This is a genomic window from Streptomyces sp. NBC_01410 (assembly GCF_045040195.1).
Taxonomy (GTDB): domain Bacteria; phylum Actinomycetota; class Actinomycetes; order Streptomycetales; family Streptomycetaceae; genus Streptomyces.
This window is the reverse complement of the sequence record NZ_CP109530.1, coordinates 6,473,253-6,486,206: the sequence shown is the minus strand read 5'-3', so window position 1 is coordinate 6,486,206 and position 12,954 is coordinate 6,473,253. Positions and strand designations below refer to the sequence as shown.

Sequence of the window (12,954 nt, the reverse complement as noted above, 5' to 3'; positions counted from 1 at the left end):
GCTCCTTCGTCGTTCTCATACGGGCTCTCGTTCGTCGCGCAGCTCCAGCAGTGCCTCGCTGAGGCGCGCGATACCTTCGGCGATCACCCATTCGTCAGAACTGAGGCTCAGCCGGATACAGCGGGTTCCGTGGTCGGCGAGGAACGGGGTGGTCATCGGACCGGTGAAGAAGTGCCTGCCCGGGACGATGAACACGCGCTTGCTCTTGAGCACTCGGTAGATCTCAAGGTCGTCGAACCAGTCGTGGTCGATCCACAGCCAGCAGAACATCCCGCCGTCGCTGGCGTGCAGCCGCCACTTGATCGATTCCGGAAGGTTGTCGTGCAGCAGTTCTTCGGCCATGCGCCACTTGACCCGGTAGTACGGCTTGATGACCTTGGTTGCGAGAACGTCGATCTCCCGCGACACGAGGGCGCGTTCGACCACCGACTGCATCAGCTGCGGTGCGTGCAGGGTCGCGTTGGCCGTGCAGGACACCATCGAGTCGATCATCTCGGCCGGGCCGATCGCAAAACCGATGCGCTCCCCGGGCAGTCCTGCCTTGGAGAAGGTGAAGCAGTTGATGACGTTCGGGTGCAGCGGCGGAGCGACCTTCGTGTCGACGACGCCGGGGAACGGCTGGCCGTAGGCGTGGTCGATGACCAGCGGAACGTCCCGCTCCTCGGCCACCGCCACCATGGCCTCAAGTTCCGCGACCTCGACACTGCTGCCCGTCGGGTTCGCCGGATTCGACAGCAGCATCATTCCCATCGGGGTCTGCCGCCGCAGCGCCTCAATGTCAACCGCGTAGTGGAAGGACCGCTCGCCGTCGGGAACGACGATGGGCGGGATGCCGACGATGCCGCCCTCCTGAAGGCTGAGGCCCTGGTATCCCGTGTAGTCCGGCAGCCTCGGGAGCACCAGCGGCCGGAATCCCGACTCGCTCGGGCCGGTGAAGATCGTCGTCGCCATGAAGCAGAGCATCTGGCTGCCCGGACCGACCACCACGTTCTCGGGGCCGATGGACCATCCGTAGGTGGTGTTGAAGTACTGGACAATGGCACCGGCCAGGGCGTTCGTCCCGCGCGACGGACCGTAACGGCAACTGGACTCGACGAAGTTCTCGGCCAGGGCCTCCTCGGCGAGCCGACGCCAGATGGAGACCGCCTCAGGGATGAGCGAAGGGTTGCCCGGACTGAGGTTGAACCACTCCTCGTCCAACGGCCCGCTGTCAGCGACAGCGATGTCTTCCATGATGCTGCGGATTCCCGACAGGCGGGACATCTGGACGCCCCAACTGGATAGCTGCACGCGCGAATTCCTTATCGGTTGTGACGTCGTTCCGGTAACCGCAAGAGGGCCGGCAGCGTGGTGCGACGCACGCTGCCGGCGGTCTGGCGGGGCTGGGGCCGCTCTTTCGGATCTTGCCTGGCTCGGCCTGAACCGAAGGAGAGGGCCCTAGGCCACTGCGAGGCTCTCGTCGATGTGCGCGGCTATCGCGGTCACGGTCGACTTGCGGAAGAGCTGGTCCATCGGAACCTCCACGCCGAATTCGGCGATGATCCGCTGCTGGATCCTCGCCATGATCAGCGAGTGGCCGCCGAGGGTGAAGAAGTCATCGGTGTCGGCGAATTCGTCGAGCGCAAGTTCCTTGCTCCAGATCTCGTGGATCTTTGACGCGGTCACGGTGCGTTCCTCTCTGAGGTGTGTCCGGAGTGGTGGACGAGCTGCTAGGCGGACGGGTTGGCGAACTTCACGCCGTGGTTGTTCTCCGTGCGGATCCGGTTGTGCTCGTACCGGTTCTCACCGGCGACCAGAACGCTGCCGTACTCGGACAGGTCGAACGTGGCGCCGTGAGCGGTGAACGAATCCTGCTCCGGGTACACGCGCACGTGGGTCGGCACGTACCGGCTGGCGATCGCGAAGCGCGTCTCCCGCTCGGTGTTGTTCGGAGTGGAGCCGTGGACGCACGAGGCGGTGAAGATGACGGCTTCGCCGGGCTTCATCTCCAGCTCCACGACGTCCTCCGGACGCGGCTCCCAGTTGGGGTCGATCGCGAAGTCCGAGAAGTCGTAGCCGAAGAAGCCGGTCTTCGCCTGCTCGACGTTGAAGTCGCCGCGGCCCTGCTGGGTCGTCTTGTGCTCGTCGAAGATCCAGTCACGCTGCGAACCGCGCACGAACTTCATGCAGGCGGTGTCCTTGGTCGCGGGCGTGAAGGTCGTCCAGACGGTGATGTCGATGTACGCGTTCCAGTTCGACTCGGTCGGCAGCAGCTGCGGCTTCCCGTTGGCGTAGCTGTAGTCGCGGACCTGGTGCCACTCGGTGGCCTTGGCGCCAGGGAACTTCGGGAACCACTCCGTACGCCAGTTCAGAACGTCAGGGCCGAGGATCGCCGTCAGGTACTTGATGATCGTCGGATGGGTGACGTGCCGGCTCAGTTCCGGGATGTCGAAGTGCCGGTCGTAGTTCACGCTGTTCTGGTACAGCGCACGCGACGAGTCCTGGTTGTTGATCCGGATCTCGCGGATCAGCTCGGCGGCCTCCTCGGGCTCGTACAGCTTGATCGGTCCGATGAAGCCGTCGCGGCTGAACTGCTCGATGTCGGCCTTGATGTCGTCCGGGACATAGGCGTTGGCGGAGATCTGGGCCGCCGGAGTCGGGCGCTCTGTCTGCGTCATTCGGTATCGGTTCCTTTGTAAGAGTGCGTTTCTTCGGTCAGTGGCCGCGCCGCAGAGCTGATGGGGGGGCGGCCTGCGTAGAGCGTTGGGCTACGAGCCGACCGCTGAGTCGGCAGGTCGGAAACGGGCCGCCAAGGCCTTGCGATCGATCTTCCCGTTGGGGTTCAGCGGGAAGGACGGGACCACCACGAAGTCCTGCGGCACCATGTTTCGGGGCAGGATGCCGAGCAGCTCGCCGCGCAGTGCGCGGGTATCGAGATCGCCATAGGCGGGGATCACGAAGGCCATCAGGTTCAACTCGCCCTGAGCGTCCGGAACTCCGAGCACCACCACGTCCTCGACGTGTGCGCTGCCGCGAACGCCGTGCTCGACGTCCCCGAGGTCGATGCGCATTCCGCGGATCTTGACCTGGGCGTCAACCCGGCCGACCACCACGAGTTCCCCGTCGGAGGTGGCGAACCCGCGGTCGCCCGTACGGTAGATCCGCAGCGGACCGCCGTCCGACTCGATCTCGGTGAAGCGCTGCGTGTCTGCGGGGGACGCGTTGAGATAGCCCGCGCTGACGCTCGCGCCGGAGATACAGATCTCGCCGGTCTCACCGTCCGGGACCTCACGGAGTTCCTCGTCCAGCAGACGGATCTCCGTGTTGTAGACCGGCCTGCCCACCGGGGTGGCGGCGCCGCGGTAGCGCGGGTAACCGGTCAGTTCGTGGGACGAGGCCACATCCGTGCACTCGGCCACACCGTACTGGTGCAGGAGGGTGCAGTCGTTCCCGTCCTGGGACGCCCACTCCTCGACCCTCGCCACGTTCAGCGGCTCCCCGCCGATGAACACGTAGTCGACCCCAGTCAGCGCCTTGGTCCCGCGCGTCATCTCCTGGTCGATGAGCACGTAGAGCGTGCTGGGCGCGCAGTGCAGCGTCTTCACACCGTGCTCGCCGATCAGCCGGTACGCCATGCTCGGGTCGAAGCTGCGGCTGGGCAGCAGATGCAGCGTAGCGCCGACGAACAACGGTGCCATCAGACCGCGTTGGCTGATGTCGAAGCCGAATGAGCTGACACTCAGCCCGCTCGATCCGGCGTCCAGACGGTACTCGACCTGGAGCCAGTTCAGCAGGTTGTACCAGCCTTCGTGCCGTACCGCGGTGGCCTTGGGGGCACCGGTGGATCCCGAGGTGAACACCACGTAGCACAGGCCGTCGTTATCGAGCTCGATCTCTGGGTCCGTGGTCGGCAGCGCTTCGAGCTGCGCCGACAGCGACTCCACGACAACGGTCTCGCTCCGCGCCCCGTCGATCAGCTCCAGTGTTTCGAGCGAGGCCACATTGAACGTGTTCCGCTCCAGCTGCGAGAGCATCAGCTCAAGGCGCTCCCGGGGGTAGGTCGGGTCCAGCGGGACGTACGCGGCGCCCGCCTTGAGGATGCCGAGAATGCTGACCATGAGTTCGGGGGTGCGGTCCAGACACACGCCGATGATCGAGCCCGGGCCCACCCCACGCGACCTCAGATAGTTCGCGAACTGATTCGCCTGGGCATTGAGTTCCGCGAAGGTCCGGCTCTCCTTCCCGCAGGTGAGTGCGATCCGATCGGGATGCCGCCGCGCGTGCGCCTCGAAAGTGCGGTGCACGAGCCGGACGTCCGGAAGTGGCGCGCGCAATCCTATGAGGGACATTGGGTCGTTCCTCTCGAACAAGTTTCAAACGTGCTGAGAGTCACGCTGGGGCGGCGCGGGATCTCGACCTGCACGCTCTCGTCGAATTCCATCAAGTAACGGAAGTAGGGGTTCGTCGACCGGAAGGACCGTGAGACGAGTTCGCTCACTCTGAGCTCCAGCGTCTGCCCGCCTGCCGACAGTTCCGTCCCGATGACCGGAACAAATCCGATCCGGCCAAGGAATTGTGCGGCGTCCCGGTCCACGACATCCACCACGACATGGTGGATGTCGTTCAGTACACTCCATTGCAAGCAGCCCTTGACGAGACTGCCAATCGCGCCGAACGGAAGCTCCGGCAGTGGCTTGTTGCGAAACCCGTCGCGCACCACAGGACGCCGGCACTGGACGATCCGCCCGTTGCCCCGCAGCATGCCGCCAACCTCGGCCCATGAATTGATGGGAAGGCCGAGTGCCGAATACGCCACGAGTTCCACGCCGGCGACCACTTCGCCCTCGATCATGGTCAGCACATGGGTCGTGTGCGGTGCATAGACATCACTGATGTCACCGGACCGGTCGTTGTCACATCCGAATTGATCCCACATCACATTGCTGTGGAGCGTGGCAAGGCTGTGGAGGTCAAGACCGCTGTGCGCCGTGTAGACGAAGCAGTCACGGTCCGCGCCCTTCGGTTTCTCGATGAAGGTGAGGTCCATCTGGCAGCTCACAAGGGGTGTGTACCGGAGGGCCCGGTCAGGCGGTCAGGACTGTGCGCGGTTGACCGCGGAGAGAACGGCACCCAGCAGTGCCGCGTCCTGGTGGCCGTCGATGGCCGCACCGTGGCAGACATGTCCGTCGACCTGAAGCGTGGCGTACGCGGCGGTCCGGGCGCCCTGCGAGTCGGTCAGCGGGTGGTGGACCAGGTCGGTCAGCTCCACGGAGAGCCCGTCGCGTACGAGTGTGTCCACGAAGGCCGCAACCACGCTCTGGCCCCAACCGCTGACCTGGGCCTCCCGCCCGTCCTTGCGGACCAGCAGGACATCCACGCGGGACACCTCGCCCTCCTGCGCAACCCGGAACTCCTTGAGCAGCAGGTACGGCAGGTCGGCCTGCAGGTACTCGGCGCTGAAGACATCCCACAGCCTGCGGGAGGTCAGCTCCGCGCCGTTCTCGTCGGCGACCCGCTGCACCCGGCGGGCCAGTTCCATGCGCATGCTGCGCGGCAGGTCCAGGCCGTAGACGCTCTTGAGTACGTGGGCGATGCCGCCCTTCCCCGACTGGCTGTTCACCCGGACCACAGACTCGTAGCTGCGCCCGACGTCCTTGGGATCGATGGCGAGGTAGGGGACGCCCCACGGCTGGTCGACCGTGGTGGTGCCGGCCGCCATGGCCTTCGCGTCGAGGGCTGCAAGGCCCTTGGCTATGGCGTCCTGGTGCGTACCGGAGAAGGCCGTGTAGACGAGATCGCCGACGTAGGGGTGGCGCGGGTGCGCGGGGATCTGGTTGGCGAACTCCACCGTGTCGCGGATCTCGTCGATGTTGGAGAAGTCGAGCTGGGGGTCGACGCCCTGACTGAACAGGTTGAGGGCCATGGTCGCCAGACAGACGTTGCCCGTGCGCTCACCATTGCCGAAGAGAGTGCCCTCGACCCGGTCGGCCCCGGCCATGATGGCTAGTTCCGCCGAGGCCACCGCGGTTCCCCGGTCGTTGTGCGGGTGCACGGAGAGGATGATCGAGTCACGGTTGTCGAGGTTGTTGTGCATCCACTCGACCTGGTCTGCGAACACGTTCGGTGAGTCGGTCTCCACCGTGGTCGGCAGGTTGAGGGTCACCGGGCGGTCAGGACTGGCGTCCCAGATCGAGGCGACGGTGTTCGACACCCGGAGGGCGTACTCCGGCTCGGTCACATTGAATGTCTCCGGGGAGTACTCGAAGCGCAGCTTCGTACCGGTCATTTCGTTCGCGCGCCGGGCCACGTGCTCGGCGGACCCGACCGCCATCTTCTCCACCTCGTCGGCGGTCATGGAGAAGACGACCTCACGCCACAGGCACGCCGTCGCGTTGCAGAGGTGGACCATCGCGCGCTCCGCGCCCTCGATCGCCTCAAAGGTCCGGTCGATCAATTCCGGCTTCGCGGGAGTGAACACGGAAATCGTCACATCGTCAGGAATGCGGTCCTGGGTGATCAGCTCACGGAGGAAGGAGAAGTCGGCGTCGCTTGCCGAAGGGTAGCCGACCTCAATGTCCTTGAAACCCATCCGCACCAGCAGTTCGAACATCAGGCTTTTGCGACGGGTATCCATCGGATTGGCCAGCGCCTGGTTTCCGTCACGCAGGTCGACCGACGCCCAAAGCGGTGCCCGGCCAAGTGACTTCGTCGGCCACGTCCGGTGGGTGAGTTCCTCAGGAAGTCTGGCCTCGGTACGCACGTACCGGTGGGCCGGCATAGCGGAAGCCCGTTGCGGATTCCACCACTGCTGGTCCGGACGGTGCGGTCCGGAAGGGGTTTTGAGTCGGGACGGAAGGAGCAAAGACGGCGGTACCTCGGACATACCTGCCTCCTGGTCACCCTTCGGAACAATGACCGAGGGCCTATAAGATAGATGGTTCAGCCGGTGATGAAATGAAGCTATCGAGGGGCGTCCTTGATGCGTCCCTATTCCGTCCTCGCCGGGGCCTTCTGGGCGATCTCGTCGACCGGTCGGCGCGTTACGGCGGTTTCCACGGCGCCGGAAGGAGCCGCCGCCCTGGAATCGTGACCACCGGCGCCGACCAACTTCAGCAGAGGGCCTGTCATCGCGGTGGTCAATACGGCCATCACGACCATCATCGAGTAGAAGTTCCCGTCGATGAGGCCCAGGTCGAGCGCCACCGCGACGATGACGACCTCTGTGAGCCCACGAGTGTTCATCAGTACGGAGAGGGGAAGCGCGTCACTGTGCGGCAGGCCGGACAGCCGGGCACCCGCGTAGGCACCCACGCCCTTCGTGCCGATCGCCACGGCGATCACCGCCAGCAGCGTGCCGAGCATCGCCGCGTCGAAGCCGTCCAGGTTGACCTTCGTTCCCGCCACGATGAAGTAGAGCGGCAGCAGGATGAGCCCGGCGTGTTCCATCTGCTCGATCACCCGGATGCGCATGTGCTCCAGGGCCGACTTGGGCATCATCGCGCCGAAGGTGAAGGCCCCGAAGATGAAGTGGATCCCCAACCACTCGGTCGCCGAGCAGGACAGCATGAGCACAACGACGAGCGCGGGCAGCAGTGTGGTGGACGGCGTTCCGCGTCGGTCGGCGGCACGCAGCGCCCGTGCCAGCAGCGGGCGCACCGCGGTGACCATCACCAGGAGATAGATTGGCAGGAGCGCGACACGCCACTGTCCCGAGACACCCGCGAAGGCGATCACACCGGCCAGGCAGACCCACGCCACCAGGTCCCCGATCGCCGCCGCCGCGAGCGCCAGGCCGCCGATCGGCTGCCGGTTGAGCCCTCGGTCGGCCAGGATCCTCGCCAATACGGGGAAGGCGGTCACCGACATGGCGATGCCGACGAACAGGCAGAACGCGGTACGGCTCCCCGGCGCGTAGGTGGCCGCCAGTGGCACGGCCACCGCGACGCCGCCGGCGAACGGGATCAGCACGGAACCGGCTGCCAGCTTCAGTGCGGCGGATTGGCCCCGTCGCAGGAACGAGCCGTCCAACTCGTAGCCGATGATGAACATGAAGGTGGCGAGGCCGACGTTGGCCAGGGCCGACAGGAGCGGTTTCACGCTGCTGGGTATGAGCGCTTCGCTCACCGAGGCAGACAGCACCATGGGGCTGGCGAGTATGCCCGCGCATATCTCGCCCACCACGGCGGGTTGGCCGATGCGGCGGGCCGCGGCACCGAAGGCCCGTGCCGCGCCCAGTGCGATCGCGATGGCCAGAAAGAAGTCTGCGGCGGGATTCCCGGTCATGAGGTATCTCCGTAGAAGTGTGTGCGCGAGGAGTTGGTGTGCGAGAGCGCGCCCGCGGTGTGACGCGTCACAGTGCGAAGAGAACGGAGCGGACGGCGCGCGCGGCGGCTTGCCGAAGGGGCGACGCGGTACGGGGACGAGATGCGGCCGACGCGATCCGGATCAGCGCAGAACGGCCCGGACGTGGCCCTGCGAAATTCGGCATGTCGGCACCGAGGCACGTGTGAGTCCGTGCTCGTCCATGCGCTTGAGTGCCGCGTCACGGGTGTCCTGGGAGTCGATCAGGTTGGACATCTCCGTGCCGTACACCCTCAGCAGATCAGCCATCTGGTAGCTGCCGGGACGCGGCTGCTGGAGCAGGTGCTCGTCCATCAGCCCTTCGAGCAGCAACTCCGCGTGGATGACGGGGAGGTCCAGCAGGACGGACACGCTCTCGACGTCCACTTCGCGTCGGGGGATGAGGTCCAGCAGTCGCATCAACCGCTGTTGCTCGGTACTCAGGTAGCGGTAGCTGGCGAGGAAGCAGCCCACCAGTCCGCCGCTCTCGGTCTGGAGTTCGGCCAGTCGGCGCTCGGGGGCCGCGAGCCGGGCCGCCAGATAGGACACGGGCCAGGTGGGCCGGTGGCGCAGCCGCGCCGCCGCCGCGACGATGGCGAGCGGCAGGTAGCCGCAGTACTCAAGGACGCTGTCCACGCGGTCGGGCTCAGGCGCGGGACACCGGTCGCCCACCAGCCGGTAGAACAGCTCTCGCGCTTCGTTCCGGGGCAGCACGTCGAGCGAGACCAGCCACGCGGAGGTGAGATTGGTGAGGCAGCGGCGGCTGGTGACGAGGGTGAGGCAGCCAGGGCCGCCCGCCAGCAGCGGACGGATGTGCTCGGAACTGGCGACGTTGTCCAGCACGAGCAACACCCGGCGGTCGGCGAGCCGGTACCGCCACAGTGTGGTCATGTCCTCGATGGAATGAGGGATTTCACTGTCCGGCAACCCCGTGGTGCGCAGCAGCCTGCGCAGGGCGGTCCCAAGGGGGACCGGATCATGGTCGGCGGAGCGTCCTTGCAGGTCAAGGAAGAACTGCCCGTCGGGGTATCGCGACGCCAGCCGGTGCGCCACATGCACGGCAAGGGTGGTCTTCCCGGCCCCGCCCATGCCGTCGATGACGACGACCTGCCCGCTCGACCGGTCGCCGGCCCGCCGGTCGGCCGTCGGTAGTTCCACCAGCAGTTCAGTCAGCGCGTCGCGGCGACCGGTGAACTCCCGGATGTCCAGGGGCAGATCGCATCGGCCGAATCCGGTGACAAGCGGGACCTGGGCGGAGACGGCGGCATTTTCGTCCTCCTGCAGCATCTGCTGGTGCAGTTCCTGCAGTTCGGCCCCGGGGCTGAGACCGAGGGACTCGGCCAGGGTCCGCCGCGTCCGGTCGTACAGTGTCAGGGCGCGCGCCCGGGCACCGGAGCGGAAGAGCGCGAGCAGGTACTGGGCGACGATCCGTTCCCTGAGCGGGTATTCGGCTACCCAGGTGGAGAGTTCGCTGACCAGCGCCTTGTGGTTTCCCTGGTCCAGTTCCAGGTCCGCACATTCTTCGAGAACCGACAGCCGTTCCTCGTTGAGCCCGGCGACCTGCGCCTGGAGCGCGGTGCTGCCGAGGCCGGAGAGGGCCGGCCCGCCCCATAGCGCCAGCGCGCAGCGGTACTCCGCGATTGCCTCGGTCAATCGGTTTGAAGTGAGGTGCTCCCGCGCTTCCGCGACCCGCCGCCGGAAGGAGCGCAGATCGAGGTCGGCTCCCGCGATATCCAGCTGGTACCCGTCAGCCGCCGGGGTAATGGTGGCACCACTGTCGCTGAGGAAATTGCGGAGATCGGAGGCGGCGTTGCGAATCTGCTTTCTGGCCGTGCTGGGCGGATTATCCCCCCATACGGCGTCGACCAGCCGAGCCATGGACATGCGGTGCCCGTCCGCGGTGAGCAGCGCCCCAATCACAACCTGATGTTTCGTTCCCCGCAGTGGTATTCGTTCACCGGCAATCTCTAATTCAAGCGGACCAAGTACTCGAAACTCAACATCAGACATAGAGTCACATCCCCCTGTGCAGACTCAAATCTGAAACCATGGTCGGTCAGACTTCGCATGGTGTCAGATTGCTTTAGTACAGTTTTCGAGGGGCTGCGACGCCATTGTCATCAGCTTCCGAGGCCGCGCCGGGCCGGTGGAACTGTGGTGCGGAGAATCAGCTCTGCTGAAGTGATTCGCTGTCGTCGGTGCGCTTGACGGGCCTGGGAACCGAGGTGTTCCCGCTCCGCCTGAAGCGACCCTGGGTCACCGCGAGCAGTGCTCCGACAATCATGACAACCGCGCCGACCAATTGCAGTCCGGTGAAGGATTCATCCAAGAAGATCACAGAACAGGTAACGCCGAACACGGGCACCGTGAACATCATGATGGTGGCTGTTGACGGGCTGACCACGCGCAACCCGCGGTAATAGAAGACATAGGCCGCGGCGGTGGGGCCGACAGCGAGATATATGATGATCATCCAGGTACTACCGGTCAGGCTGCTCCACTCGGTCTCGGGCAGCGACGGAATGGAGAGGATGATCAGCCCCAGCGCACCGGCGACCGTTCCGTACGTTGTGGCGCGCAGCGGATTCATACCGACCAGCACCTTTTTTGACGCGATGCTGTACGCGGCCCAGGAAGCCGCTCCGAGAAGGAAAATGAAGTCCCCGGTAAGGCGTGACCCGCTCAACTCTGAGCCGGTGTCGCCGACTCCGACGAAGAACGCCGCCGCGCCGACCACGCCAAGGGCGAGTCCGCAGAGTCGAGCGGGCGAAGCAGCCTCCCAACCCATGACAATGAGAGCACCTGTGGTCAGTACCGGGCTCAGTACCGGGACGATGATGCTGCCGTCGATCGATGGTGCGAGAGAAAGCCCCCAGAAGAAGAACAGGTTGTACGCGAATACTCCCACCAGTCCTACGGATCCGGCGCGGACGACCTCGCGCCACGAGGTCAGCTCCTTCCCCTTGGAGCCACCGCCCCACAGCGCGAGGAGCGCCACGAGGATGACGGCCCCACCACCGAATCGCAACGCTGCGGCAACCTGGTGCGGCACATCTCCCACGACCACCTTGGAGCACGCGAACGCGCTGCCGAAGAAAGCCATCGTCATCAACAGATAGAGATGCGCATCAGCGGATTCACTTCGCCGACCGGTTATTTTTGGCATGCCAGAAGCTCCGCACCATGAGTCTTGTGAGTCTGTGGCCTCACCCGTCGGCGCGGCATGCCGACGGGTAAGGGAAAGGTTTGAACGGGAGCGCCGGCTCAGGGATGCATTCGCGCACCCTTGAGGATCTTGTCCACGGCGTTCTTCGGACCGTATACGGCCAGTCCCACAAGGTCGAGCTGGTCCTTGGAAACCACGCGCACAGCGGCCCGGTTGTCCCGGTCGTTGTTCGTGACAAACAAATCGGAGGTGAATACGGACATCGGCACATCCCGACCGATCGCGCGGGAGTGTGAATTCTTCAGCATATCCTTGGTGCCTTCGAAGACCAGCACCGGCTGCCTGAACATCGAAAGGTACCGGGTGTCATCCGCGTCCTCGTAAGGCTCACCGATCACTTCCGGAGCACCCGCACCGATCCCACTGACCAGAAAGGCGGTTACATTCAGTCGCTGCCACGTCTCGAGGTCCTCGCGCAACAGCACGGCGATCTTGGTGTCAAAGCGGACAATCTGGCTCTCAGGTTCCATATACTGGATTCTGCTAGGTGGCTCCGGGGAAGTCTTGTACGTTTCTTGCATGATCGCTCGTCCGGACATCAAAGCATGGAGTCCACCCGTCCAGGGCATCACTGAGGTCTTCCATGCTCGCTTCACCGATCACGTCTACCCCATGCACACGCACGATTCGTGGACGCTTCTCATCGTCGACGAGGGTATGGTGAAGTACGACCTGGATCGCCATGAACACGGCGCCCTGGCCGAGTTGGTCACGCTGCTACCACCCCATGTACCGCACAACGGCTGCGCGGTCACGCCCCAGGGCTTCCGCAAGCGAGTGCTCTATCTGGACTCGACGCAGTTGAGCGAAGACCTCGTCGGGCTCGCGGTCGACAGTCCGGTATTGGACGATCACGCCCTGCGCCACCAGATTCATCTGCTCCACAGTTCCCTGATACTTCCCGGCGAGGAGCTGGAGGCCGAAAGCCGCCTCGCCCTCGTCTCCGAAAGACTGCAGGATCACATGCAGAAGCAGGTGCACTCGAGATCGCCCTTACATGACCCGGGCATCGCCCGCCGCCTCCGCGATCTGCTCGATGAGCACTATGTCGACGGCATCACCCTTCAGCAGGCGTCGAATGTGCTGCATGCCCATCCCGCCCATCTGGTGCGGGCGTTCAGCGCTGAGTTCGGCATTGGGCCGCACAAGTACCTGACCGGACGCCGCGTCGATCTCGCGCGACGGCTGTTGCTGGACGGTCTGCCGCCGCGCGCCGTCGCGACGGCTGCAGGCTTCTACGACCAGTCCCATCTCACGCGACACTTCAAGCGCATCCTGGGCACGACGCCGGGGCACTACGCACGTACGGGCTCAGGGGCACGTACGGGACCGGTGAGAGAGTCCGCCGAAGTCGGCGTCTGACGAAACGTCGAAGCCTTCGCAACCCCAGAACCACAGGGCCGCGAAGG

General features: G+C 65.1%; 11 protein-coding genes. 1 reads left to right on the top strand and 10 read right to left on the bottom strand.

The genetic code is table 11. The annotated features are described in order from the left end of the window. Positions 1–15: 15 nt before the first annotated feature. From OG741_RS29805 to OG741_RS29760, 10 genes are all read right to left on the bottom strand, one after another. Positions 16–1,290 (bottom strand): aminotransferase class I/II-fold pyridoxal phosphate-dependent enzyme, encoded by a 1,275-nt coding sequence (locus tag OG741_RS29805; RefSeq protein ID WP_405603011.1) that lies wholly within the window; start codon positions 1,288–1,290, stop codon positions 16–18. A gap of 147 nt (positions 1,291–1,437) precedes the next feature. Beyond that, complete coding sequence (locus OG741_RS29800) at positions 1,438–1,665, bottom strand: phosphopantetheine-binding protein (protein ID WP_405603009.1); 228 nt, start codon at positions 1,663–1,665, stop codon at positions 1,438–1,440. Between the two features lie 44 nt (positions 1,666–1,709). After that, positions 1,710–2,657 carry a chlorinating enzyme gene (locus OG741_RS29795; RefSeq protein ID WP_405603008.1) on the bottom strand — a complete coding sequence of 316 codons (948 nt, stop codon included), beginning with the start codon at positions 2,655–2,657 and terminating at the stop codon, positions 1,710–1,712. Positions 2,658–2,747: 90 nt separating this feature from the next. Further along, positions 2,748–4,328 (bottom strand): amino acid adenylation domain-containing protein, encoded by a 1,581-nt coding sequence (locus OG741_RS29790; RefSeq protein WP_405603006.1) that lies wholly within the window; start codon positions 4,326–4,328, stop codon positions 2,748–2,750. Further along, entirely contained in the window at positions 4,316–5,026 is a 711-nt protein-coding gene (locus OG741_RS29785) for a hypothetical protein (RefSeq protein ID WP_405603004.1), read from the bottom strand. The genes OG741_RS29790 and OG741_RS29785 overlap by 13 nt, the downstream gene beginning before the upstream one ends. Before the next feature lie 45 nt (positions 5,027–5,071). Beyond that, positions 5,072–6,862: a 2-isopropylmalate synthase gene (locus OG741_RS29780; RefSeq protein WP_405603003.1), complete on the bottom strand. Its 1,791-nt coding sequence runs from the start codon at positions 6,860–6,862 to the stop codon at positions 5,072–5,074. 104 nt (positions 6,863–6,966) lie between these two features. Continuing rightward, on the bottom strand, positions 6,967–8,262 hold the full coding sequence (locus OG741_RS29775; protein ID WP_405603002.1) for a cation:proton antiporter: 1,296 nt from the start codon (positions 8,260–8,262) through the stop codon (positions 6,967–6,969). 162 nt (positions 8,263–8,424) lie between these two features. After that, positions 8,425–10,239: a BTAD domain-containing putative transcriptional regulator gene (locus OG741_RS29770; protein WP_405603001.1), complete on the bottom strand. Its 1,815-nt coding sequence runs from the start codon at positions 10,237–10,239 to the stop codon at positions 8,425–8,427. 247 nt (positions 10,240–10,486) lie between these two features. Further along, positions 10,487–11,485, bottom strand: coding sequence for a DMT family transporter (locus OG741_RS29765; RefSeq protein ID WP_405602998.1), 999 nt, complete (start codon positions 11,483–11,485; stop codon positions 10,487–10,489). Positions 11,486–11,583: 98 nt separating this feature from the next. Beyond that, on the bottom strand, positions 11,584–12,015 hold the full coding sequence (locus OG741_RS29760; RefSeq protein WP_405602996.1) for a DUF2000 family protein: 432 nt from the start codon (positions 12,013–12,015) through the stop codon (positions 11,584–11,586). Positions 12,016–12,064: 49 nt separating this feature from the next. Between OG741_RS29760 and OG741_RS29755 the strand changes: the two genes are divergently transcribed. After that, positions 12,065–12,907 (top strand): AraC family transcriptional regulator, encoded by an 843-nt coding sequence (locus OG741_RS29755; protein WP_405602994.1) that lies wholly within the window; start codon positions 12,065–12,067, stop codon positions 12,905–12,907. Positions 12,908–12,954: the final 47 nt, after the last annotated feature.

What these genes read in the sequence shown, in the direction of transcription:
- OG741_RS29755 (WP_405602994.1), top strand. Translation starts at nt 12,065, where the DNA reads ATGATCGCTCGTCCGGACATCAAAGCATGGAGTCCACCCGTCCAGGGC.
- OG741_RS29790 (WP_405603006.1), bottom strand. Translation starts at nt 4,328, where the DNA reads ATGTCCCTCATAGGATTGCGCGCGCCACTTCCGGACGTCCGGCTCGTG.
- OG741_RS29795 (WP_405603008.1), bottom strand. Translation starts at nt 2,657, where the DNA reads ATGACGCAGACAGAGCGCCCGACTCCGGCGGCCCAGATCTCCGCCAAC.
- OG741_RS29765 (WP_405602998.1), bottom strand. Translation starts at nt 11,485, where the DNA reads ATGCCAAAAATAACCGGTCGGCGAAGTGAATCCGCTGATGCGCATCTC.
- OG741_RS29785 (WP_405603004.1), bottom strand. Translation starts at nt 5,026, where the DNA reads ATGGACCTCACCTTCATCGAGAAACCGAAGGGCGCGGACCGTGACTGC.
- OG741_RS29775 (WP_405603002.1), bottom strand. Translation starts at nt 8,262, where the DNA reads ATGACCGGGAATCCCGCCGCAGACTTCTTTCTGGCCATCGCGATCGCA.
- OG741_RS29760 (WP_405602996.1), bottom strand. Translation starts at nt 12,015, where the DNA reads ATGGAACCTGAGAGCCAGATTGTCCGCTTTGACACCAAGATCGCCGTG.
- OG741_RS29780 (WP_405603003.1), bottom strand. Translation starts at nt 6,862, where the DNA reads ATGTCCGAGGTACCGCCGTCTTTGCTCCTTCCGTCCCGACTCAAAACC.